This window comes from uncultured Lactobacillus sp., from assembly GCF_902491705.1.
Taxonomy (GTDB): Bacteria; Bacillota; Bacilli; order Lactobacillales; family Lactobacillaceae; genus Lactobacillus.
The window spans coordinates 13,430-38,175 of the sequence record NZ_CABUIW010000011.1 but is presented as its reverse complement, the minus strand read 5'-3'; the positions used below and the strand labels follow the sequence as shown (position 1 = coordinate 38,175).

At 37.6% G+C, this 24,746-nt stretch carries 19 protein-coding genes; 11 read left to right on the top strand and 8 right to left on the bottom strand.

The genetic code is table 11. The annotated features are described in order from the left end of the window. Positions 1-83: 83 nt before the first annotated feature. The 7 genes from gyrA to dnaA form a co-directional block, all read right to left on the bottom strand. Complete coding sequence (gene gyrA / locus RDN22_RS03620) at positions 84-2,549, bottom strand: DNA gyrase subunit A (protein WP_308556003.1); 2,466 nt, start codon at positions 2,547-2,549, stop codon at positions 84-86. A 10-nt stretch (positions 2,550-2,559) separates the two neighbouring features. Beyond that, on the bottom strand, positions 2,560-4,524 hold the full coding sequence (gene gyrB / locus RDN22_RS03615) for a DNA topoisomerase (ATP-hydrolyzing) subunit B (protein WP_308556001.1): 1,965 nt from the start codon (positions 4,522-4,524) through the stop codon (positions 2,560-2,562). Then, positions 4,525-5,652, bottom strand: a complete 1,128-nt coding sequence (gene recF, locus RDN22_RS03610) for a DNA replication/repair protein RecF (RefSeq protein ID WP_308555999.1) — start codon at positions 5,650-5,652, stop codon at positions 4,525-4,527. It abuts the gene before it with no gap. Between the two features lie 8 nt (positions 5,653-5,660). Beyond that, positions 5,661-5,876, bottom strand: a complete 216-nt coding sequence (gene yaaA / locus RDN22_RS03605; RefSeq protein WP_308555997.1) for a S4 domain-containing protein YaaA — start codon at positions 5,874-5,876, stop codon at positions 5,661-5,663. Between the two features lie 313 nt (positions 5,877-6,189). Further along, entirely contained in the window at positions 6,190-7,542 is a 1,353-nt protein-coding gene (locus tag RDN22_RS03600; RefSeq protein WP_308555995.1) for an IS4 family transposase, read from the bottom strand. Between the two features lie 225 nt (positions 7,543-7,767). Then, positions 7,768-8,898: a DNA polymerase III subunit beta gene (gene dnaN / locus RDN22_RS03595; protein ID WP_308555993.1), complete on the bottom strand. Its 1,131-nt coding sequence runs from the start codon at positions 8,896-8,898 to the stop codon at positions 7,768-7,770. Between the two features lie 178 nt (positions 8,899-9,076). Next, the gene (gene dnaA, locus RDN22_RS03590; RefSeq protein ID WP_308555991.1) at positions 9,077-10,444 is read right to left on the bottom strand and encodes a chromosomal replication initiator protein DnaA; all 1,368 of its coding nucleotides are present in this window, start codon (positions 10,442-10,444) and stop codon (positions 9,077-9,079) included. A gap of 478 nt (positions 10,445-10,922) precedes the next feature. On the opposite strand from dnaA, the gene rpmH reads away from it, so the two are divergent. The 11 genes from rpmH to RDN22_RS03535 all read left to right on the top strand — a co-directional run bounded on the left by rpmH (position 10,923) and on the right by RDN22_RS03535 (position 23,357). Next, positions 10,923-11,063 (top strand): 50S ribosomal protein L34, encoded by a 141-nt coding sequence (gene rpmH, locus RDN22_RS03585; protein ID WP_003549412.1) that lies wholly within the window; start codon positions 10,923-10,925, stop codon positions 11,061-11,063. Positions 11,064-11,114: 51 nt separating this feature from the next. Next, the gene (rnpA, locus tag RDN22_RS03580) at positions 11,115-11,483 is read left to right on the top strand and encodes a ribonuclease P protein component (RefSeq protein WP_308555983.1); all 369 of its coding nucleotides are present in this window, start codon (positions 11,115-11,117) and stop codon (positions 11,481-11,483) included. After that, positions 11,464-12,360 (top strand): membrane protein insertase YidC, encoded by an 897-nt coding sequence (locus RDN22_RS03575; protein WP_308555981.1) that lies wholly within the window; start codon positions 11,464-11,466, stop codon positions 12,358-12,360. The genes rnpA and RDN22_RS03575 overlap by 20 nt, the downstream gene beginning before the upstream one ends. Positions 12,361-12,472: 112 nt before the next feature. Further along, complete coding sequence (gene mnmE / locus RDN22_RS03570) at positions 12,473-13,858, top strand: tRNA uridine-5-carboxymethylaminomethyl(34) synthesis GTPase MnmE (RefSeq protein ID WP_308555979.1); 1,386 nt, start codon at positions 12,473-12,475, stop codon at positions 13,856-13,858. 8 nt (positions 13,859-13,866) lie between these two features. Then, positions 13,867-15,765: a tRNA uridine-5-carboxymethylaminomethyl(34) synthesis enzyme MnmG gene (gene mnmG, locus RDN22_RS03565; RefSeq protein WP_308555977.1), complete on the top strand. Its 1,899-nt coding sequence runs from the start codon at positions 13,867-13,869 to the stop codon at positions 15,763-15,765. A gap of 378 nt (positions 15,766-16,143) precedes the next feature. Beyond that, positions 16,144-17,952, top strand: a complete 1,809-nt coding sequence (gene spxB, locus RDN22_RS03560) for a pyruvate oxidase (RefSeq protein ID WP_308555975.1) — start codon at positions 16,144-16,146, stop codon at positions 17,950-17,952. Positions 17,953-18,169: 217 nt separating this feature from the next. Beyond that, complete coding sequence (gene gndA, locus RDN22_RS03555; protein ID WP_308555973.1) at positions 18,170-19,573, top strand: NADP-dependent phosphogluconate dehydrogenase; 1,404 nt, start codon at positions 18,170-18,172, stop codon at positions 19,571-19,573. Positions 19,574-19,679: 106 nt separating this feature from the next. After that, positions 19,680-21,239: a chloride channel protein gene (locus RDN22_RS03550; RefSeq protein ID WP_308555970.1), complete on the top strand. Its 1,560-nt coding sequence runs from the start codon at positions 19,680-19,682 to the stop codon at positions 21,237-21,239. A gap of 96 nt (positions 21,240-21,335) precedes the next feature. Next, positions 21,336-22,439 carry a hypothetical protein gene (locus tag RDN22_RS03545; RefSeq protein ID WP_308555968.1) on the top strand — a complete coding sequence of 368 codons (1,104 nt, stop codon included), beginning with the start codon at positions 21,336-21,338 and terminating at the stop codon, positions 22,437-22,439. A gap of 60 nt (positions 22,440-22,499) precedes the next feature. Beyond that, positions 22,500-22,649 (top strand): SPJ_0845 family protein, encoded by a 150-nt coding sequence (locus RDN22_RS03540; RefSeq protein ID WP_003549428.1) that lies wholly within the window; start codon positions 22,500-22,502, stop codon positions 22,647-22,649. 54 nt (positions 22,650-22,703) lie between these two features. Then, positions 22,704-23,357, top strand: coding sequence for a Crp/Fnr family transcriptional regulator (locus tag RDN22_RS03535; RefSeq protein WP_308555964.1), 654 nt, complete (start codon positions 22,704-22,706; stop codon positions 23,355-23,357). A 51-nt stretch (positions 23,358-23,408) separates the two neighbouring features. Here the strand turns inward: RDN22_RS03535 and RDN22_RS03530 are convergent, their stop codons facing one another. Continuing rightward, positions 23,409-24,449, bottom strand: a complete 1,041-nt coding sequence (locus RDN22_RS03530; RefSeq protein WP_308555962.1) for a YdcF family protein — start codon at positions 24,447-24,449, stop codon at positions 23,409-23,411. Positions 24,450-24,746: the final 297 nt, after the last annotated feature.

Here is a 24,746-nt window from a genome sequence, read left to right as displayed (position 1 = left end):
TCCTGGCAGTTTTTTACTGCTCACTATTTATTACGCAAAAAAGTTTGATAATTTTTTTAGAAATTGAAATTTTTTATTTTTAATTATTCTTCGTCATCAGTTTGATCTTGATCAGCTTCATTTGGCACGATTGTTAAACTTGCAACCTTGCTATCATCATTAACCTTAATCAAACGAACACCCATAGTGCTACGTCCAGTTTCAGAAACGTCCTTAGTCTTAAAGCGAATCATAATACCGTTTGTAGTAATCACCATGATGTCTGTGCCCTTGTTAACAACAATTACACCGGCAAGAGGACCGTTCTTTTCAGTGATATTAGCGGTCTTGATACCTTTACCGCCACGTCCTTTAACTGGATATTCAGCTGCAGCTGTACGTTTTCCGTAACCTTTTTCAGAAATTACTAAGACTTGATCGTCTTTGCCTAAAACGCCTGAGCCGACAACGTAATCGTGGTCACGCAAGTTAATTCCGCGGACACCGGCAGCAGTTCTACCCATAGCACGAACATCACTTTCATTGAAGGTAACAGCGTAACCTAAGTGGGTACCAATCAAAATATTTTGATTGCCATCAGTGGTTAATACATTACTCAATTCATCCCCATCGCGAAGAGTAAGTGCAATCAATCCACTGTTTCGAATATTAGAAAATTCACTGACGTGTGTTCTCTTAACTGTCCCCATCTTGGTGATAAAGAACAAGTAATTGTCATCCGCATTTTCAGGAATGTTGATTACAGTTTGAACTTTTTCGCCCTTTTCTAATTGGAGCAAGTTAACTACTGGCAAACCTTTAGCCATTCTGCCGTATTCAGGAATTTCGTAGGCTTTCTTTGAGTAAACCTTACCTGCGTTAGTGAAGAATAAGAGCATGTCGTGCGTACTTGAGTAAATCAAGTGTTCAATAAAGTCGCCGTCTTGAACACCCATACCCTTGATACCTTTACCACCACGGTTTTGGGTCTTAAATTCTTGGATAGGCATTCTCTTGATGTAGCCGTTATGCGTTACAGTCAAAAGAATATTTTGCTTTTCAATCAAATCTTCATCTTCGATTGAAACGACTTCGCTAGCACCGATTTCAGTTCTACGCTTATCGCCAAAACGCTTTTGAATATCAAGCAATTCATCGTAGATGATCTTATCAATTCGTTCTGGTTTAGCAAGAATATCTTTGTAATCAGCAATCTTAGCTTGCAAATCTTTGTATTCAGCTTCAACTTTGTCACGTTCCAAGCCTGTCAAACGAACTAATCTCATGTCCAAAATAGCTTGAGATTGCTTATCATCAAGGCCAAAGCGACTGATCAAAGTTGCCTTTGCAATATCACTTGAATGACTGCTACGAATGATGTGGACAATTTCATCAATGTTGTCCAGCGCAATTCTTAAACCTTCAAGAATATGTGCCCTTGCTTCGGCTTTAGCTAATTCGAACTTGGTTCTACGCGTTACAACGTCTTCTTGGTGATCCAAGTAGTATTGCAGCATTTGCTTTAAAGTTAAGTAGTGCGGAGCACCATCAACGATAGCAACCATATTCATACCGAAGTTAGCTTGCATTTGAGTTTGCTTGAACAAATTGTTCAAAACAACGCTCGCACTTGCATCCCTACGGATATCAATCGTAATTCTCATACCAGTCTGGTCAGATTCATCACGAACACCGGTAATACCATCGATGATCTTTTCACGAGCCAAATCAGCAATCTTCTTAACCAATTCAGCCTTATTAACCATAAATGGAATTTCACTTACGATTATGCGTTCACGACCGCTCTTTTCGGTTTCAATATTGGTCTTAGCACGAACAACAATGTTACCTTTACCACTTTCATAAGCGCGGTAAATTCCGCCACGACCCATGATAATTCCGCCTGTTGGAAAGTCAGGTCCTGGGATAACTTTCATCAAGTCCTTGGTAGTTGCATCAGGATTTTTCATCAACATGTGCAAACCACTAATAACTTCACTCAAGTTGTGAGGTGGAATGTTAGTAGTCATACCAACGGCGATACCGTTAGCACCGTTAACAAGCAAGTTAGGGATTCTAGCTGGCAAAACTACTGGTTCATTTTCGGTATCATCATAGTTTCTTTGCCAGTCGATCGTATTCTTGTTAATATCCCGAAGCATTTCCACAGCAATCTTGCTCATTCTAGCTTCGGTATAACGCATTGCGGCTGGTTCATCCCCATCGACAGAACCAAAGTTTCCGTGTCCGTCGACTAACATGTAGCGGTATGAGAAATCTTGTGCCATGTGAGCCATAGCCAAATAAATTGATGAGTCACCGTGTGGGTGGAATTTACCCATAACTTCACCAACAATTCTGGCACTCTTCTTGTATGGCTTATCAGGCGTTACACCTAGTTCACTCATTCCGTAAAGAATACGACGCTGTACTGGTTTTAAACCATCACGAACATCAGGCAAAGCACGTGCCACAATAACTGACATGGCATAGTCCAAGAAGGAACTACGCATCATGCTAGTTAGATCAACATTTCTAATTCTATGATCTTGAGTTTGATTCTCGTCCATTTAAAACCTCCTATGCATCCAAGTTTTCTACGTACTTAGCGTTCTTTTGGATAAAGTCACGTCTAGGTGCAACTTCATTACCCATCAAAAGTTCAAAGACCGCATCAGCATCTCTAGCATATTCAGGACTTACACGATCTAATCGTCTATTTTCAGGGTTCATGGTAGTTTCCCAAAGCTGTTCTGGGTCCATTTCACCAAGTCCCTTATAACGTTGAACTACAGGCTTTGGACTTGGTTGCAAGCTGCCTAAATAGTCATGTAATTCTTCGTCTGTATCAAGATACTTAACTACTTTGCCTTGACGAACTTGGTACAGAGGTGGACGAGCGATGTAAACATATCCCTTGTCGATCATTGGACACATGTAGTTGTAGAACAGTGTCAAAAGAAGTGTTCTAATGTGAGCCCCATCGACATCGGCATCTGTCATGATAATCAACTTGTGGTAACGTGCTTTTGAAACATCAAAGTCTGCTCCAAAGCCTGTGCCTAAAGCTGTGAATAAAGATCTAATTTCTTGGTTAGCCAAAATTCGATCCATTGAAGCTTTTTCCACATTCAAAATCTTACCTCTGATAGGCAAAATAGCTTGTGTTAAACGAGATCTACCTTGCTTAGCAGAACCACCGGCTGAGTTACCCTCAACGATGAACAATTCTGAAATGCTTGGATCGTTACTGGTGTTGTCGGCAAGCTTACCTGGTAAGTTAGCAATTTCCAAACCAGACTTTTTACGCGTTACTTCACGTGCACGCTTAGCTGCAGTTCTAGCACGCTCAGCCAATTGACCTTTTTCAACAATCTTGCGTCCAACTGAAGGATTTTCCATCAAGAAACGGCTAAAGGTTTCAGAGAATGACTTATCAACAGCGGTTCTAGCATCTGAGTTACCAAGCTTGGTCTTAGTCTGACCTTCAAATTGTGGATTAGGGTGCTTAACTGAGACAACGGCAGTCATACCTTCACGAATATCTTCACCGGAAAGGTTATCATCCTTGTCCTTTAAGATCTTAGCCTTATGTGCATAATCATTAACCACACGTGTTAAAGCAGTCTTGAATCCAGCTTCGTGCATCCCACCTTCATAGGTGTGGATATTGTTGGCAAAAGTCATCAAGGTTGTCTTGTAGCCATTTGTATATTGCAAAGCTACTTCGACATCGATTCCATTGTAGGTACTTTCTACATAGATAGGTTCATCAAATAATACTTCTTGTCCCTTGTTCAAAAAGGCAACGTATTCCTTGATACCACCCTCATACTTATACACATCAGTTTCTGCAGTGTCTTTACGTTTATCCGTAAATGTAAGTGTTAATCCCTTGTTCAAAAAGGCTAATTCACGAATTCTGTTCTTTAAGATCTTGTCATCAAAAACTGTAGTTTCAGTGAAAATGTCAGGATCTGGATAAAAATGAACAATAGTACCGTGTTCACTAAGTGGAACTGTGCCAATTTGCTTCATTTCATCCTTTACACGGCCGTGATCAAAGTCAATAAAGTACTTCTTGCCATCACGCATAACAGTAACATCAAGCTTTGTGGATAAGGCGTTAACAACTGATGCACCTACACCGTGCAAACCACCTGAAACCTTGTATCCGCCACCGCCAAACTTACCGCCGGCGTGAAGAACAGTGAAGACAGTTTCAAGTGCTGGACGGCCAGTTTTCTTTTGGATATCCACAGGAATACCACGACCATCATCTTGAACAGTAACGCTACCGTCCTCGTTGATAGTTACATCTATCTTGGTAGCAAAACCAGCAAGTCGTTCATCAATACTGTTATCAATAATTTCCCACACCAAGTGGTGCAAACCTTGAGAACTAGTCGAACCGATATACATACCAGGACGCTTACGAACAGCCTCAAGACCACCTAAGACTTGAATTTGACTGGCATTATACTTGTCGGCCTCTTTTTCATATTTTTTGACCTTATCAAGATTTTCTTTTGATTTATCAGCCATTTAATTCTCCTTCTCCAAACTAATTTTGCCTGATTGAATGTGGTACACACGTGGCTTTTTAATTATTTCCCAAGAAATCCCCTCAAGATCCGTTGTGGTAATAAACGTTTGGGTTTTACCGTGAATATAATTAAGAAGTGCACTCTGACGACCATGATCCAATTCACTCATGACATCATCTAATAAGAGCAGCGGATATTCATCAGTCAACTGGTGAACCAATTGAATTTCCGCGAGTTTTACGCTAAGAGCAATAGATCGCTGCTGCCCTTGCGAAGCATATAAATGAGCATTTTTGCCATCAAGTCTAAACTCAATATCATCACGGTGTGGACCAGATGTGGTAGTTCCTTTGCGGATTTCGACTGCCTTGTTGCGCTCATAACTTGCCAAAATTTTCTGATAGATCGTTTCAGTACTGTCATCTGCATTAATATCTGAAACAGACGGATGGTACGCGATCGCAAGTTTTTCACCGCCCAAGCTAATATGTGCATAAGCATCGCTTGCATAATGACTCAAATATCGTAAAAATTTAAAGCGGCGAGAAATAACCTCTGCCGCAATACCTGCCAGCTGATCTGACAAAACATCCAGAAAAATTTTGTCTTTTGCTTTGCCCTTAGATAGCTGCTTTAAATAATTATTCTTTTGAATCAGTACTTGGCGATACTTGCTGGCAAAATATAAATATTCCGAGTTGATTTGACCAAATTCTTGATCCATAAATCTACGCCGCAGTGCTGGTGCACCCTTTATCAACTCCAAATCCTCAGGAGAAAATAAAATTGCATTTAGCTGACCAACGTATTTGGATAATTTACTTTGCTCAACTCGATTTATCCACACTTTTTTACCCTTTTTTGTGATTAACACTCGCAAAGTTAAATCAACTTGACTCTTTTGCACATGTCCCAACAAATTTGTGTATTCTCCGCCAAAACCAATTAACTCTTTGTCACTATTGGTTCTATGAGAACGTGTTAATGCCAAAAAATAAATTGCTTCTAGCAAATTTGTTTTCCCTTGTGCATTCTTGCCAATAAAAATATTGACGTTTGGGTCAAAGTCCACATCCAACTTTTTTAAGTTGCGAAAGTTTTGCACAGTGAAATGATCAAGATACATTAATTTTCCTACCGAAATTCGTATTCTTGTCCATTAACGAGTAAACGATCACCAACGTACAATTTTTTACCACGTCGGTTTTCGAGTTCTCCATTTAAAGTTACAGGATTATCTTGCAAATAAAACTTTGCTTGTCCACCGGATGAAATAAAGCTTTCCTCCTTCAGAAATTGTCCCAAAGTAATGTACTCGCCTGTAATTGTAAAATACTTGATAATACTCACCTTCAATGCCCTTTATACCTATATAATTATATTAGTTTTCAACAAAAATAACAAACTTAAAACGCTATTTAAAGCGTTATAAGCGTTTTTTTGAAAATCAAACTAATCACACTAGGGTGAATAAAAAATTATATAAGCCGTTTTTTGACGCGTTAAACAAAAAATCAGAAAAATAAAAGCCACCGCAAAGGGCAATGTCATTAAGTTAAGACATTGACAAAACTGGTTGCTTTTATGGAACTCAAATCATTATTGATTTGAGTTCTTTTTTACATGCCAAAAAAGCTATTTTTAAAATAGCTGATTTTTTCTGCTAGGCTACTCTATATATAAAATAAACAGGAGATTGAACTTTCATAGTACGCTTACTCTTGCGTCCTGGTCTGATCGGGACAGTATATCTGCTTATTCGTCTTAAAATTTTGAAAAAGATTTGATCAGATGAAGATTTCAAATAGTGCTTATGAATTACAGAACAAGCCATCTTAAAATTGATGATATAGCTATATTTGCAATGCTCTTGCGGTACATCTGCCTGGCAATCTATCTGACTATTTACGTTGAACATGATCATATGAGCTAAAATTTCCATCTCAATAAAGTCATCTTGTTTAGAATGAAATTGTACTGAGCCCAGATCATACTTTAGCTTTCTGAATGAGTTTTCAATCCCCCAGCGGAGATGATACAAATCTTTTATGCGTGACAGCGGGAAGTCTTTTCGATTCAAATTGGTTAAAACAACCTCCCATTCTTCTTTACCAGAATCTGGATCATTAATCCTAAATTTGCAGGCTCTAAATTTAACCGTACAAAAATCTTCAAAATCCCAGCGCGAATCCACAGTATTCTTGGAACGATATTGTTTATAATGTCTCTTTTTATGCAATATCAGGTGGATATTCTCATATTTATGATGAGCGAGATAATATTGATGAGAAATAGTAACTCTGCAATTGATATTGACATCGCATTCTTGATTGGGCAAAGAGGAAACTTCTTTAATTCCAGTTTTACCTGCTTTAGTACGAATAACGTAATAGCAGTTAGGCAAACGATTGCAATTCTCAAGCAGATTAAAACTAGTATAGCCTCGATCCATCATCACAATATACGGTCCGCAATCCAAGTTTTTTAACATTCTGATAGCTGCGCCGCGTTCATCCATTTTTGCTTTTGGTTGAAAAACACAGTCTTGATAAATATTATTAAGCAAGTCATAACAAGCATTAACATGTACCTGACAAATTGCTTTAGAATATTGATTGGCTAATATGATATTTTGGGAATTAGAATTGAAAAGCTGGTTAAAATCAGAGCCATCAATAGCGAAAAGACGGTAATGATTATCTAAGAGTTCGATATTAGATAAGTCTTGATTAAATGTCTGCAGAATATGTTTAAAACATGTCGGAGAAAGCTTAGATTTTTGTTGGACATAAGCAGAAGCAGTCATTAGTTTATCTTCATCTTCAAAGGCATCATCAAGTTCTTTTTCCAAACTATTTCCCTGCATGTTAAGTGTAGTTTTAATCAAAGTAAAAGCATCAAGCTTACGCTTTCTGGTAAAGGCCGAAGGCGAATCAATAAAATCATGAATATGGTCTGCAGTTTCGTTGATAATTTGATCTAAGCGCTTTAAAATATTGGTATGAAGGTTTTTCATATTAATACCTGAACTTTCTATGAAAGACCCGAATAATATAGCGATGAGAGGAAGGGCTTCACCCTTCCTCTTTTATTTTACGAAGGGAATGTCAAAAAGGATAAAAAAAGAACTCAAATCAATAACGATTTGAGTTCCATAAAAGCAACCAGTTTTGTCAATGCCTTAACTTAATGACATTGCCGCAAAGGGTGGCTTTTTAGTAGCTTAAAATTGTGTACTTGATTAATAAGTTCTTACTGGAGTAATCAATTGAACAAATTCGACATCGTCTTTATCAGGATTAATGACAAATGGGCGAAGTGGTTTAGTGAAGTCCATAATTACTGAATCAGTAACTGATGCTCTAAGAGCGTCACGCATATAATCTGGGTTAAATGAAATTTCCAAATTATTGCCTTCTAGGTTTCTGAAGCTAACATCTTCTTCAACGTTACCAATTTCAGCAGATTTACCTGATAATTTAGCAGTTTGGTTTTCCACATCCAAAGTTAAAGTTACAACGTTGTTGCGGCCTGCGTGAGTTAACAAACTTGCACGTTCAAGCGCACTGGATAATTCAGGAATATCAAATTCAATGCTGGTAGTCTTTTCAGTTGGAATTAAACGATCAGTATCTGGATAATTTCCATCAAGAAGACGTGAGTAGAATGAAAGATTGCCAATTACAAAGAGTGCTTGGTTATCCCCTGGGCAAACTTTAACTTCTGGATCTGCTTCTGCAATAATTCTAGCTAATTCTTGCAAACTTTTACCTGGAATGATCAAATCAGTTTCTGATTGAGGTCCGTTTTCTAAAGCAATGGTTCTTTGTGAAAGACGGTGTGAGTCAGTGGCAACTGCTTTAATGTTATCTGGATTAAAGAAGAAACGTACACCAGTTAAAATTGCTCTTGTTTGGTCGTTTGAAGTAGCAAATTGTGTTTCATTGATAATTTCTCTGAAAGTTTTTCCTGAAATAGTAAATGAAGCAGCATCAGAAATTTCTGGTAAACGTGGATAGTTGTTTGCATCTAATCCATTAATTGTAAATTCACTATTCTCAGATACGATTTGTGTTTGGAAACTTTCTTTTACTTCAAAAGAGAAATCCTTACCTGGTAATTTCTTAACAATTTCACTGAAGAATCTAGCAGGTAAAACAATTGATCCAGTAGATTCCACATTCAAGTCTTCGTTTACAGGAATCTTGATTTCGATAGAAATATCAGTATCGCTACCGGTTAAAGTTAATTCATCTTCTGTTAAATCTAATTTGATCCCACTAAGAATTGGAATAGTAGCTCTTGATGAGATGGCACGCATAACATTGTTCAAGTTCTCAATAAACAGGTTGCGATTGATCGTAAATTTCATTTTCTTCCTCCCATAGGTGAGTGACTTTCTTTCTTTATTTATATTAATTATATAATTAATTAGTAGTAGGGCCTGTGAATTCTGTTGAAAACTCATAAGAAGCCTTAAAATAACGGAAACGTAACGGTTAAAAAAGATGTGTAAAACTTGAGTAGTTGTCCACAGTGGAAAACTCTAATTAATGCTCAAGCATTTGTTTCAGATCGAAAACAGCCGTCTTGATATCAGCATCAGTTTTCATTTGCTTATCGATTTTATCATAAGCGTGCATTACTGTCGTGTGATCTTTGCCACCAAATTCTTGTCCTATTTTAGGTAGACTTGCATCAGTTAATTCACGGGAAAGATACATTGCAATTTGGCGTGGCACTACAATCTGTCGTACACGCTTCTTACCTTTTAATTCAGCAGTTGAAGTTTGGAAGTAATTTGCGACAACTTCCTGAATTTTTGAAATTTGTAAGCCACGATTTTTCTGTACAAGCTTGAGATCAACCAAAGCTTCCCTAGCTAAGTTAATATCAATGTCAGCTTTTTCGATAGTAGCGTATGCTTGCACTTTAACTAAAGCACCTTCAAGTTCTCTAATGTTAGTATCTACTTGAGAAGCAATGTAATCTAGTGTGTTGTCATCAATCGTTAAGCCTTCGGATTCAGCTTTTCTTCGTAAAATAGCAATACGAGTTTCAAGATCTGGTGGAGTAATTTCAACTTGTAAGCCCCATGTAAATCGAGAAACTAAACGTTCTGATAAATCAGGAATTTCTGTTGGCAAACGATCACTGGTCATTACGATTTGCTTTTGATCATTATATAAAGTCTCAAAAGTATGGAAGAATTCTTCTTGAATTCCCTCTTTTTTAGCAAAGAATTGAATATCATCAACTAGTAATAAATCACAGGTTCTGTATTTTTCGCGAAATTGGTCCTGTGTTTTATTTTTTATTGAATTAATAAAGTCATTGACGAAAGTCTCACTCTGTATATAAACTACTTTAGCGTTGGGTCTTTCAAGTAGCATTTGATGTCCAATTGCTTGCATCAAGTGAGTTTTACCAAGACCGACTCCCCCAAATATAAATAAAGGATTGTAAAAGCTACCGGGACTATCTGCGACAGCCAATGCGGCACCGGCAGCTAATTTATTTCCTTCACCTTGAACGAAATTGTCAAACGTGTATTTTTCGTTTAACTTTAAATCCTTAGTGAATTCTTGTTGCGCCCTATTTCTTTGTTGAACTCGAATATCGTGTTGTGGTTCAGGAGTAACAATTCTTTCAGGCGTGTCATTGTCTTCAGTTATCTTAAATACAGGTAGAATTTCGATTCCAGCATAACCGTATGCTGACTGAATTAATTGTGATGAAAGATTTTTCTCCCAATAGCCCTTGGCAACAGGATTTTGAACTAAAATTTTTAATTCATGAGTTTTTTTATCATAAGAAATGGGCTTAGTATTTTTAAACCATGCATTATAGGCAATTTCATTAAAACGAGCGCGCATTTCGTCGTTAAAATATTGCCAAAATTTTTCAATGTCGAACAATTTGCATTCCTCCATGTTGATAAAAAGCATATTTATTTTAGCATGTTAATAAAAAGTTTTCCACAAGCAAAATAAATATTAACAGTTTAAACAAGTTGTGGATATTTTAGTTTTGAATATGCACAATTTGACATGATAGAAGCGAAACAATTAATTTATGCACAGTTATAGTGTGGATAGCAAAAGCTATTGTAACAAGACTTTGATCTAAAATACATATGCGTTATCCACATGGTGTGAATTAAGTTTTTAACACGATGTGAGTTGTGGAAAAACATAGGGATTAATTTGTGAATTTTGAGTTGTGGAAAAATAAAAATATTTTTTATCCACACAAAATGAGTTAAAAAATTGAAAAATATGGAGCAACAATCACAGTATTATTTTCAATAAATACTTGGTTTTTATTGCTATTCGTGCTATCCTTAATAAGAAATTGTGCAGTTGGCACAAAGAATTTATGGAGGTGCAGTTTATAATGACAACTAAAAGAACTTACCAACCTAAGAAGCGTCACCGTTCACGTGTTCACGGTTTTATGAAGCGCATGAGCACATCAAATGGCCGTAAGGTTTTAGCAAGACGCCGTGCAAAAGGTAGAAAAGTCTTATCTGCTTAAACCACTGAATCCCAGTGGTTTTTTTAGTCTACTAGAGTGGAATGAAACGTTTTGAGAAAGTCTTATCGAGTAAAATCTGAAAAAGATTTCCAGCAAGTTTTCGAATCTGGCGACTCCGTCGCTAACCGTGCTTTTGTCATATATGTAGTAGAAAAACCTGAGAATAAACATTTTCGAGTGGGTATTTCTGTAGGCAAGAAGGTTGGTCATACCGCTGTCGCACGTAATCGACTCAAGCGTTATATTCGGGCCGTAATTGATGAAGAAAAATTGCAGATTAATCCAAATGTTGATTTTTTAATCATTACGCGACCTTATGCTCGCGATTTTGATATGTCTGAAGTACGCAAAAACTTGCTACATGCGTTAGCTTTGGCACATGTCATTGAAGAAATGCCAGATGAAGTTGAGGAAAATTAGATTGAAGGACATTCTGACTAAAAGAAATGTCAAACGTCTTCTTGCAGTCTTAGCTGTTATCACCTTGGCTGTTGTTTTAACAGGGTGTGCAACTCAGGGTGCAAATGGTCATGTAGCACCAGTATCACATACAAGTGGTAACTGGTGGGACCGTTGGGTTATTTACTACATGTCAGCTTTCATTTTGTGGCTAGCTAAATTAATGGGTAATAGCTACGGCTGGGCAATTATTATCTTTACTATTATTGTCCGTGTCATCTTATTACCTTTGAATGCTATGTCAATTCGAAGTACAACTAAGATGCAAAGCATTCAGCCACAAATTAACGAGCTGCGTAAGAAATATCCAGGACGTGACACTGAATCAAGAACGTTATTACAACGAGAAACTAACAAGCTTTATAAAGAAGCCGGAGTAAATCCATATACTGGGTGCTTACCTCTGGTAATTCAGTTGCCTGTTATGTATGCTTTGTATGGTGCTATTTTACGTACACCACAATTGCAACATGGACGCTTTTTATGGATGGATTTGAGTAAACCGGATCCATACTTTATCATGCCTATCTTGGCAATGGCGTTTACTTTCTTGTCAACATACATTAGTCAATTATCAACACCTGCGTCATCTCAAAATGGTATGACCAAGATAATGACATACGGGATGTCCATCATGGTTGGTGTAATGGCATTGCAATTCCAATCAGCCATTACACTTTACTGGGTAATTTCTAACTTGTTCCAAGCAGTTCAAACCTTTATTTTGCAAAACCCTCTTAAATACAGAAAAGAGCAAGAAGCAAAGGCTGAGGCAGAACGCGAACGTAAACGTAAGCTAAGAAGAACCTACAAGCGTTTAGGACGCAAACAAAAATAAAAGAATATTTAATCTAAAAATGATTTTAGATAAAGTAGTCAAAGTGCTTTATCCATCATGTTTATTCGTGGTGGGATAATGCACTTTTTTTATTGAGAAAAGGGGAAAGATTATGGCTCAAGTTCTAACTGAATTTGATACAATTGCAGCGATTTCCACACCTATTGGTGAAGGCGGAATCTCTATGGTGCGTATGTCCGGTGAAGATGCAGTTAAAATTGCTAACGAAGTTTTTAAGGGCACAAATTTAGCTAAAGTTCCGACTCACACAATCCACTACGGACATATTATTGATCCTGATACTGGTGAGACCATTGATGAAGCAATGGTAACAGTGCTCCGCGCGCCTAAGACTTTTACCCGTGAAGATATTGTGGAAATCAATTGTCACGGTGGTATTGTAGTTACCAATCATATTTTGCAATTGCTCTTGCAACATGGGGCAAGAATGGCCGATCCAGGTGAATTTACCAAGAGAGCCTTTGTTAACGGCAGAATCGATTTAACGCAAGCTGAAAGTGTCATGGATATCGTTCGTGCTAAAACTGATAAAGCACGTCAAGTTGCAGAAAAGCAGCTTGAAGGTGGACTTTTGCACAAGATACGCGCAATGCGTCAAGAGATCTTGGATACATTAGCTAACGTGGAAGTTAATATCGACTACCCGGAATATGATGCCGATACGGTAACAGCTAAGCAAATGGCTGACACAGCAAATTCAGTAATTAAGAAAATTGACCGTCTTTTAAATACTGCTCAAGAGGGTAAAATCTTGCGTAATGGCCTTGCAACAGCAATTGTGGGACGACCAAATGTTGGTAAGTCATCATTGTTAAACTACTTAACGCAAAGCGATAAGGCCATCGTAACTGATGTTGCAGGTACTACTCGTGACACTCTTGAAGAATATGTATCTGTAAAAGGAGTACCTCTAGAATTAATTGATACTGCAGGTATCCACCATACTGATGACAAAGTGGAAAAGATTGGTGTGGAAAGATCTAAAAAGGCACTTGAGCGAGCAGATCTTGTCCTCTTGTTGATAGATGCAAGTCAAGATTTAACAGACGAAGATAAAGCACTTATTGACGAGACTAAATCTAAAAAACGGATTATCATTTTAAACAAGTCAGATTTGGGACAAAAACTCACAGTTGACCAAATTAAGAAATTAACAGGCAGCGAAGTTATTTCGACATCAATTTTGAAAGAAAAGAATTTGGACCAACTCGAAGAATTGATTAACAAGTTGTTCTTCTCAGGAATTGAAAATTCTAATGACCAAGTTATGGTTACTAACCAACGCCAAACTTCACTTTTAACTAAGGTTAAAAGTGAATTGCAGGATGTTGTTCAAGCTGTTAACAACGGAGTGCCTGTGGATATTGCACAGATTGATTTCACTGGTGCTTGGGATACACTTGGTGAAATTACTGGTGAAAGTGCACCAGATGAATTGATCACTCAACTGTTTAGTCAATTCTGTTTAGGAAAGTAGGGGAAATAATGATTAAGACGTATGATTCAAACGAATATGATGTAATTGTTGTAGGAGCTGGGCATGCTGGTTGTGAGGCAGCTCTTGCAAGTGCTCATATGGGTCAAAAGACCTTGTTAGTAACTATTGGCCTAGATATGGTCGCATTTATGCCATGTAATCCATCTGTTGGTGGACCAGCTAAAGGTACAGTGGTACGAGAAATTGATGCTCTAGGCGGCCAAATGGGAAAGAACATCGATGCTACCTACATTCAAATGAGAATGTTAAACACAGGTAAGGGTCCTGCAGTACGTGCTCTTCGTGCCCAAGCTGACAAGTGGCAATATCACGAACATATGAAGGATACCATTGAAAACACGCCTAACTTGACCTTGCGTCAGGCAATTGTGGATGAATTAGTTGTTGAAGACGGTGTCTGCAAGGGTGTAATTACCAATACTGGTGCTAAGTATCATGCTAAAAGCGTTGTATTGACTACTGGTACTGCAGCTCGCGGCAAGATTATTATTGGTGAGCTTACTTATTCATCAGGCCCTAACAACACTACCCCTTCAATTAAGTTGTCTGAAAATTTGGAAAAGCTTGGCTTTAAGCTTCGTCGTTTCAAGACTGGTACTCCTCCACGTGTTAATGGCAACACTATTGACTACTCTAAGACTGAAGAAGAGCCAGGAGATAAGACCCCACGTCACTTTTCATTTGAAACTAGTGATGCCGATTATTTAAAGCACCAAATTTCTTGCTGGATGACTTATACTAACCCAACTACACATGAAATTATCCGTGATAACCTTGACCGTGCGCCTATGTTTACTGGTGTGATCAAGGGTGTGGGTCCTCGTTATTGTCCATCAATCGAAGACAAGGTTGTACGCTTTGCTGATAAGGATCGTCACCAAATTTTCCTTGAACCAGAAGGTAAAACTACTAAGGAAGTTTATGTAGGTGACTTCTCAACTTCAATGCCAGAAGAAGTTCAATTGAAGATGGTTCACTCTGTTGCTGGACTTGAACATGCTGAAATGATGCGTCCAGGTTACGCGATTGAATACGATGTAGTTGAACCATGGCAATTGAAGCATACTTTGGAAACCAAAAACGTAAAGCACTTGTTTACTGCTGGTCAAATGAACGGTACTTCTGGCTACGAAGAAGCTGCAGGACAAGGCTTAATTGCTGGTATTAATGCTGCACTTTCTGCACAAAACAAGCCTGGCTTTACTTTAGGTAGAAACGATGCATACATCGGTGTTTTAATTGACGACTTAGTAACCAAGGGTACTAACGAACCATATCGTTTGCTTACTAGCCGTGCAGAATACCGTTTGATTTTGCGTACTGATAACGCTGACTTGCGTTTAACAGAATATGGTCATGAATTAGGTCTTATTTCTGATGATCGTTATAAGAAGTTTGAAGCTAAAAAGCAAGCTATCAGGGATGCTAAGGAAAGATTGCATGAAATCACAGTTCACTTGACTGATGATGTACAAGACTTTTTGAAGAGTATCGGTCAAGAACCAATGAAGGCCGGCGTTAAGGCAGATGTCTTCTTACGTCGTCCAAACGTGAAGATCTCAGACATTGAGAGATTAACTGGTGAAAAAGTTCCTGGCGATCGTTACGTAAAAGAACAAGTAGAAATCAGTATTAAATATGCTGGTTATATCAAGAAAGAGGAAACTCGTATTGCTCGCTTGAAGCGCCAAGAAGCTAAGAAGATCCCAGCAGATATTGATTATGAGGCAATTGAAGGCTTAGCAACTGAAGCTCGTCAAAAGTTTGAAAAGATTCGTCCTGAAACTTTAGCTCAAGCAGAACGTATTTCCGGGGTAAACCCAGCTGACTTAGCTATTTTAAGTGTTTATATTCAAAATGGACGCTATTCAAAAGTTAAAAAGTAATCTTTAATAAATAATGCTAAAAGAAACATGGTCTAAAAACGATCATGTTTCTTTTTTTGTGCTCCAAAAAAATAACCTGGGAAATACTTTGGGCTAAAACTAAAAAATAATAGAAAAATTTTGAAAATATTTTAGCTATAAGTAAACAAAAATATATATAAAATTAAAAAGTTTTAGTATAATAATGTTCATGAAATCACAATGTAAAACGCTACCAATCGGCGAAGCATAAGTAATAAATTATCCAACTTTGTGAAGTGATTATTATTACAAAAGCGTTTTCATTTGCATAATAACGGGATTTTTGCCGTTTTGCAAATGTGAAAAAGTGTGCTTTAATACATTATGAAAGAAACAAAATTAAGGAGATGCACATATATGACTAAAATTAATGGTTCTGATGCAATGCTTAAAGTTATTTATGACTGGGGAATTGATCATATTTATGGTTTCCCAGGTGGATCTTTTGACTCCAGCATGAATGCTATTTATGACTTTAGAGATAAAATGAAGTTTATCGAAGTTCGTCACGAAGAGGCTGGCGCACTTGCTGCTTCATCTGAATACAAAGTTACTGGTAAATTGGGTGTATGTTTTGGCTCAGCTGGTCCTGGTGCTGCCCACTTATTTAACGGCTTGTACGATGCTAAATACGACAAGACACCAATGCTCGCAATTGTAGCCAACGTTCCAACTAGCAAGCAAGACATTGACTTCTTCCAAGCCTTTGATGAAGATAAATGGTTCTTAGATGCTAGCGTTTGGTGCGCATCAGCTAAGACTCCAGAACTTATTCCAGTATTAACTGATGAAGCTATTCGTCAAGCTTACGCAAGAAAAGGTCCGGCAGTTTTAATTATTCCTAAGGACTATGGTTGGCAAAAGATTGAGGATAACTTCCGTGTAAACAAGGATGCTCATCCAGAACCAAATTACCCAGCACCAACTAAGACTTCAGTTGATGAAGCTGTTAAGCTTTTGAAGGAAGCAAAGAACCCAACAATGTACATTGGTTTAGGTGCTAGAGATGCTGGTGAAGAAGTTAAGGAATTTGCTGAAAAATTCAAGACATCTATTATGTCATCATACTTAGGCAAGGGTGTTGTTGAAGACAAGTTCCCAGCATACATGGGTACAATTGGTCGTATTGGACCTAAGGCAGCTCAAGAAGTTCAAACTGCAACTGACTTAGTAGTTTGGGTCGGCAATAACTCACCATTCTCAGTATTATGGTTCCCTAAGAATGCTAAAGTTATCCAAATTGATGTTGACCCTGCTAAGTTTGGTAAGCGTCACTCAACTGATGTTTCAATGCTTGCAGATGCTAAAAAGGCACTTCGTGCAATCATTGATGCAGGTGAAGAAAGACCTGAATCACCACTTTACAAGGCTGCTATTGCAGACCGTGAAAACTGGGATGCATGGGAAGACAGCTTCAAGAACTCAGATGAAATGCCTATTCGTCAAGAACCAATCTGGGATGTTATCAACAAGAAGGCTGATGACAATGCTGTCTTTGCAATCGATGTAGGTAACGTAAACGTTGACTCATGCCGTCTTTTGAACTTGCATGATGATCAAAAGTGGACAACTTCTGGCCTTCACGCAACTATGGGTTATGGTGCTCCTGCCGCATTGATGGCTGCTACAGTTTACCCAGACCGTGAAGTTTGGAACTTAGCTGGTGATGGTGGCTTTGCCATGATGAACCAAGAACTTTTGACCATGTCACGCTACAACATGCATATCTTGAACGTTGTATTTACTAATGAAACTTTAGGTTACATTGAAGCTGAACAAGTTGATGAATCACACCAACCATTGTCAGGTGTAAAGCTTCCAGATAACGACTGGGCTAAAGTTGCTGAAGGTATGAATGTTAAGGGCGTAGTAGTTCGCACTAAGAAAGAATTTGAAGAAGCAGTTGACGAATTCAAGAAGATGGATGGACCAATGTTAATCGACGTTAAGTACACCCACAACATGCCTTACTCAACTGAATTGAATTCACTTGACGATCCAGCATTCGTCAAGAAGTATGAAGCAGAAGATTTGAAGCCATTTAGTTACTTTGCTGAAAAGTACGGCTTGGAAGCTGATGCTGCAACAGGTGCATCTCAACACGAAGAATCAGAACCAGAAGAAGACACTGCTCCTGATACAGTTTCCGGTGCTTCACAACACTAATTCGTTGAGTAAATAATAAAAAGACGAGATAAAAATCTCGCCTTTTTTTATTGCCCGAGAAATATTTCCTGGGAAATTGCACAAAGAACGTGTGAAACATTTTTACCTAATAATAAATTAGTTATCAAATGAGTGAAGACAAAACTATTCGCTTTTTATCTGCTAAAACGTATAATAATAATTGATGATTTTTAATTAAATGGAGGATACAAAAGATATGCAACAATTCGGCGTTATCGGTTTGTCTGTTATGGGCAAGAACCTTGCTTTGAACGTTAGAAATCATGGCTTTTCAGTTTCTGGTTATTCAATTGATAAACCAGAAATTGATGCTTTAGCAAAATATGAGGACGACAAGTTAAAGCCATGTTATACATTGGAAGAATTTGTTAACTCACTTGAAAAGCCACGTAAAATTTTAGTTCAAATTATGGCTGGTGCTCCAGTTGATCAAGTTTTACACAATTTACTCCCACTTTTGGATAAAGGCGATATTGTAATCGATGGTGGTAACTCAAACTACCACGATACTAACCGTCGGTACCACGAAATGGAAAAGCACGGTATTCACTTCATCGGTATGGGTGTTTCCGGTGGTGAAGAAGGTGCCTTAAATGGTCCAGCTCTTATGCCGGGTGGTGATGAAGAAGCATATAAAGAAGTCGCTCCAATTCTTGAAGCTATTGCCGCTAAGAACAAAGAAGGCAAGCCATGTGTAAGTTACATGGGCCCTGAAGGCGCCGGTCACTACGTAAAGATGGTTCACAACGGTATTGAATATGCTATTATGCAAGAATTCTCAGAAGTTTACAGCTTGCTTCGTGACGTTGCTCATAAGAGTGACGAAGAAATGTCAAAGATCTTTGACGAATGGAATCATGGCGTAGTTCAAGCTTACTTAAGTGAAATCACTTCAAAAGTTTTAGCACAAAAAGATGATCTTACTTCAGACAATATCATTGATCACATTTTAAACGTTGCTTCATACAAGGGTACTGGTAACTGGACTCTTGAAGACGGTGTAGCTCTCGGTGCTCCTGTAACTGTTATTGCCGAAGCTGTTATGGCACGTTTTATGAGTAAACAAGCTCACTTGGCACTTGAAAGCGGCATTAAGCCAACTGAATTCAAGTATGATGGTGAAATCCCAGATGACTTAGTTGATGAATTCGGTAAGACTTTGCAATTAGCACAAGCTGTCGCATATGCTCAAGGCTTCCAAGAATTAACTATGGCTGCTAAGGCCTACAACTGGGATCTTAGATACAAGTCAATTGCCCAAGGCTGGGAAGCAGGATGTATTATCCGTTCAGCAATGCTTAAGGACATTGAAGATGCTTACTCAAAGGACAAGGAAATCGTTAACTTGTTTGAAGATGGCTACTTCAGAGACTTAATGGAAAAGAATCTTCCATCATTAAGAAAGTCAGTTGAATTTGCTACAAAGGCTGGCGTTCCAACTCCAACTTTAAGTGCAGCTCTCAACTACTTGGAATCAATCTTCAATCCAAAATTACCAGCTAACATGATTCAAGGCCAACGTGACTACTTCGGTGCTCACACTTACCTTAGAAATGACCGTAAGGGTACATTCCACACTGAATGGTATGAAGAAAAATAATTAGGTTTCATGTGAAACTAAAAAAGCCAGTTAGATCATATTCTAGCTGGCTTTTTAGTGTACAATAAGTAGCGGCATATTTTTTCGATTTGAAGAGGGGAGTTATATGAAAGACGAGGCAAATAAAACTAATATAAAACTGCTAGTACAAGCCTTAATCGTCGGTGTTTGCACAGGAATAGTAGTTGGATTATTTAGATTTGGCATTGAAAAAACTTCGGCTTTTTGGCTGTATCTATTTCAATTGGCACATAAAAATCCACTTTGGTTTATCGCAATTATTATTGGCTTTATTGCAGTAGCAGTAATTGCTGGTTACTTTGTTAAGCAATATCCACATGTAGGCGGATCAGGTATTCCAGAAGTAAAATTGCAATTGCAAGGGAAATTAAAGCTGCAATGGTTTCCAATCTTATGGCGTAAATTAATCGGTGGTATTTTGGTTATCGGAACTGGATTATTCTTAGGACCAGAAGGGCCATCATTGCAACTTGGTTCTACAATCGGTCAAGGTGTAGGTCAAGGCTTTAAGCAAAACAAGCTTAATTCAAGAATATTGTTAGCTACAGGTGCTTCTAGTGGTTTATCTGCTGCTTTTGGTGCACCTCTTAGTGGAGCTTTGTTTGTCTTAGAAGAAGTTTTTCACAACTTTTCCCCTCTTGTGTGGATGAACGCTTTGGCTGGTGCGATTGCTTCTAACTTCGTTGTTTCTAACTTGTTTGGGCTTCACCATGCATTGGCAATTCCGTATAACTATTCCTTCCCAATTGGCCTTTACTGGCACTTAATTATTTTAGGGATTCTGTTAGGGCTATTAGGTCACCTTTACAAGGTTGGTTTGTTTAGCTTAAAAAAGGTCTATGCAAAAATTACTTTTTTGCCAAGATGGCTACATGGACTTATTCCCCTGGCAATATTAATTCCAATTGCTTACTTCTGGCCATTAATTACTGGCCCAGGTAATCGTTTGATTTTAGCACTTCCTAACATGATTACTAAAACAGGCTGGGGTTTAGTTGGACTTTTAGCATTTTACTACGTAATGAGAATTGTCTTTTCAATTGTTGCTTATGATTCTGGCCTTCCAAGTGGCATCTTCTTACCAATTTTAACAATGGGTGCATTGATTGGTGCTACCTATGGATTATTTATGGTTCAACTTGGACTATTGCCACAACGATTAGTGGTTAACTTAGTCATCTTCTCAATGGCTGGATATTTTGCGGCAATTATTCGTGCACCATTTACGGCAATTATTTTGATTACTGAAATGGTTGGTTCATTGCTGCATCTGATGCCTTTAGCAGTTGTCGCTTTTATTGCGCTTTTAGTTGATGAACTGCTTGGTGGAAAACCTATCTACGGCCTTCTAGCAGCCGCTATGGACACAAGTAGCGACCGCAAGGCTAACTATACTGGTGAGGCTGATCAAATGGTTCTACCGGTCTATGAGAGCAGTAAATTGGTTGATAAAAAGGTTGCAGACATTAAATGGCCTGAAGACACAAGAATTAGAACTATTCGTCGTGATGGGGATGAAATTATTCCAAACGGTCAAACGATAATCCGTGGCGGCGATATGCTTATTCTAGAATTTGATTCAAGTCAAAGAGGGCATGTTTACAGTAGCATGAAGAAGCTGCAGGGCGTTGAACTCGACGGTTAAAAATAGTGAAAAGCAGGCATATAAGATGCCGCTTTTTTCTTGCACAAAAATATGTAATGATAGATACTTAAACTCATGTAGAAAAGAGGGATGAGATTGAATAATCTAGTACAGATCACATTAAATGCGGATCAGGAAAAATATAATATAGATGGCGATGCCAGCATTACTTTTATTGATGCGACTTCTTATTATGTGGGGCGAATTGCCGCTCGTCATCATGGCTGGATTACTTTAGAATCAGTCGATCAAGATGGTAATCATGGCGGTGTTGTTTTTATTAAAGAAGATCAGGTAGCTAAGATCGAAGATAGTACACCAACCTTGCATTATTACTCTTTAGCTGCTCCACACGATCCGTTCCACATGAAACAATTGAATGCTCAAGTGCTTAACTGGGACTTCACTAATATTCGCGATCTTTTACTTAATGCGGCCGATTCGCAGCCATTTATCACGCTTGAGACAAAGACAGGCGTTAATTATACTGGACTGATTATGCAGCTGGATAAAGACGAAGTACGCATCCTTGAGAAAAATGATCAGACACTTGAACAATATGCTACTGTCATCCCACTAGCAGATATTGTTTGCATTGATATAAATAGTATTGATAATCGCTTGTTTACTCATTATCTGAAGCAACATAAAAATTACGATAATGATCTTGGGTTATCAGAAATTTATTTTGATTATACTTTTGATGATCAATTTGGCAGTTTTGCAATTGGTAAAGTTCTCAAATATGATGATGAGAATCTGATCCTTGAAAGTTTAAATGACTTGGGACAGGTTGAATCTATTGGATTAATTGCACGTAGCCATATTGCACACGTAATTGAAAATTCTGAACGATTGAATTACTTTAATTATTTAGTCGATTGGCAAAAGAAAAATGGCAGCTTTGATCCTGACCATTTGGAACACTCTGTTAATTTGCAAGGTGAGATTAAGTCTATAGCTGAAGTGATTGAAGAATGGCCTGAAGGTAAAGTGATAAAGATTAGCGATTCAATCTATCATTATCCTGATCGATTAGGCCTTATTTCGTCTTATAATGACAATGGCTTTGACTTAAAGATTGCGACTGAATATGCGACAGGCGATATCAGTGATCATGAGTATGAAGACTTGATTAGTATTGATTTAGCCGGCTCAGAAATGATCAGAATGCAAAAATTCCTTGATAGTCGCAATTAAATAAGTTGTCAGAGAATAAAGAATTTTTATATAATTAGAAAAACGAAAGGAAGATGTTCTATGGGATTAACATTTGACAACCCTAACAATTTACAAAAGATGCTTGACCGTTTTGCTACTGTTCCAGATCCAAAGAAGACGCCTAAGCACAAGGATCCAGAAGAATTGCTTAACAAGGATTCAAAAGATAAAAAGAAAAAAGATAAGTAAACTAAAAAGCAGGTTGCAAGTGCAATCTGCTTTTCTTATAGATAAGGGTAAAAAATGAAGAAGCATTCCGCAATTGGTTGTATTAGTAGGGCAGGCTTGTTTTCACAGCTGCCACATTCAATGCTTGAAAAAATAGCACTGATCTCTACACATCAAGAATATTTTCCAAAAGGCAGTTTCATTCGTCAGCCTGGTGATGGCAAGGATGGAATGATGTTTGTAGATGATGGCAGTGCCAAAATTTATAATTTAAATCGTGATGGAAAAGAAACAGTTTTAGGCGTTTTAAATAAAGGCGATTATGATGGCCAGCAAAATTTGTTTCAACAAGATAGTCATGAGAACTTTATTCAGGCGCTTCAAGATACTTATATTTGTTCGATTAATCGCACAGACTTTCAAAAATTGCTTAAGAATACGCCTGATTTAACCATAAATCTGCTTAATAACTTTGGTGAAAAATTGGTTGCGATTGAGGCTAATTCTGTGCGCCGCAATTCAATGAATGCCAAGGACCGACTAATGGATTATTTGATTGAACAAAGTCAGAAAATTGGTGCGGCGAAGTTTACGTTGCCTTTGAAAAAGAAAGACTTGGCCAGCTATTTAGGTACAAGCCCTGAGACTTTGAGCAGACAGCTTAAACTGTTAGAAAAAGAAGGCAAGCTAAAAGTTAACCGCCGAGAAATTACAATTATTGAAAACTAAAAAGTCTTACTGTACTTAAGCTATTAATGCCAAAGTATAGTAAGACTTTTTTTAATTAAATGCATAATATAAAATTGCCAAGATAATATTAATCACGGCAAAGAAGCCAATTATATTGCATTGCATCTTTTTAGTAATTACTAAATAGGCGATGAATTCGCGAATAAAGGCATTTAAAGTAAAGTACCATTTGGTCTTGGCACCATAGCCGATACATTGTAAGCCTTGGCGTTTTGCCAAAACCAGCGCTCTATAGACGTGATATGAATTTGTAACGATACAAAAGGTACTGTTAGGCTTCATCAGTTGATGTGAAAACTTGAGGTTTTGATTAGTTGTCTTAGACTTGTCCTCGATGATGATGTCAGACTTAGGTACGCCATGTTCTTCGGCATATTCAGCCATTGCATGGCTTTCAGGGACTTCTTCATTAGGACCTTGTCCGCCAGACATAATTAATTTGGAGCCGGGATTTTTATGATAAATTTCAATACCGCGATCAATTCTGCTAGCAAGCAGTGGAGTGACCTTTTTACCAATTAATCCGGCACCTAGAACTACAACATAATCTAAATGCTTAGTATGAATATTAATTAGGTTTAACCAAGAAGTTAAGGTGTACATCACCATGATGAAAATCAAGTAGAAGATGCTCAGTGTTAAGAAGAAATAGATAAATCTAAACCATACAGCAGAAGTAGAGCGTCCTAAAACTGGGTAGGCAAAGATGAGCAAGATGATGGCAATTCCCATTCCTAGAGACAAAAAGTTGGTCCACTTGGTGCCTTCTTTGATCAAAATTTTGATTCCGTTATAGATAAAGATGACTATTAATACTATAACGAATGCAAAGATAGCTAATGCAATACCAACGGCTACTAAAAGCAAAAAGTTAGAAATTAAGCGATGCTGTTCAGGGTGTCTAGTATCGAAGATGATAAGAAAATCAATAGCTAGAAAACCCAAGAACATGATGGTCGAAGTTAATGTAAGCCCAGCCCACATTGATCGACGCTCATGGGTTAAAACAAAGATAAAAATTCCGAGATTGATTAAGAAAATGGCCAAAAGCCAATAAAAGACGGCTAGCAATGTAATAAACTCCTTTGGTTTTTATATTAATTATACGGAGTTTATTCCAATAATATAACTAATTTAGTTATATTATTGGAATAATAAGTTTAAGTTAAATATTTACATTATGAGGATTAAGAACTAAAATAGGTAAGTATAGATAACATGGCTGAATATTGATTAGAGGTGAGCAAAGCTTATTAATCAAAAATATAAAAATTTTGGTTAATACTTTGCTTTTTTTGTGCTTTTAATTGGTGTTACCAATTATTAGTCTCCTATTAGGATAAATTATAATGATTGGTTTAGGAAAAA

Excerpts from the sequence above, each read along its gene's own strand:
- gyrA (WP_308556003.1), bottom strand. The coding sequence starts at position 2,549 with ATGGACGAGAATCAAACTCAAGATCATAGAATTAGAAATGTTGATCTA.
- gyrB (WP_308556001.1), bottom strand. The coding sequence starts at position 4,524 with ATGGCTGATAAATCAAAAGAAAATCTTGATAAGGTCAAAAAATATGAA.
- recF (WP_308555999.1), bottom strand. The coding sequence starts at position 5,652 with ATGTATCTTGATCATTTCACTGTGCAAAACTTTCGCAACTTAAAAAAG.
- RDN22_RS03600 (WP_308555995.1), bottom strand. The coding sequence starts at position 7,542 with ATGAAAAACCTTCATACCAATATTTTAAAGCGCTTAGATCAAATTATC.
- dnaN (WP_308555993.1), bottom strand. The coding sequence starts at position 8,898 with ATGAAATTTACGATCAATCGCAACCTGTTTATTGAGAACTTGAACAAT.
- rpmH (WP_003549412.1), top strand. The coding sequence starts at position 10,923 with ATGACAACTAAAAGAACTTACCAACCTAAGAAGCGTCACCGTTCACGT.
- RDN22_RS03575 (WP_308555981.1), top strand. The coding sequence starts at position 11,464 with ATGAAGTTGAGGAAAATTAGATTGAAGGACATTCTGACTAAAAGAAAT.
- mnmE (WP_308555979.1), top strand. The coding sequence starts at position 12,473 with ATGGCTCAAGTTCTAACTGAATTTGATACAATTGCAGCGATTTCCACA.
- mnmG (WP_308555977.1), top strand. The coding sequence starts at position 13,867 with ATGATTAAGACGTATGATTCAAACGAATATGATGTAATTGTTGTAGGA.
- spxB (WP_308555975.1), top strand. The coding sequence starts at position 16,144 with ATGACTAAAATTAATGGTTCTGATGCAATGCTTAAAGTTATTTATGAC.
- gndA (WP_308555973.1), top strand. The coding sequence starts at position 18,170 with ATGCAACAATTCGGCGTTATCGGTTTGTCTGTTATGGGCAAGAACCTT.
- RDN22_RS03550 (WP_308555970.1), top strand. The coding sequence starts at position 19,680 with ATGAAAGACGAGGCAAATAAAACTAATATAAAACTGCTAGTACAAGCC.
- RDN22_RS03540 (WP_003549428.1), top strand. The coding sequence starts at position 22,500 with ATGGGATTAACATTTGACAACCCTAACAATTTACAAAAGATGCTTGAC.
- RDN22_RS03535 (WP_308555964.1), top strand. The coding sequence starts at position 22,704 with ATGAAGAAGCATTCCGCAATTGGTTGTATTAGTAGGGCAGGCTTGTTT.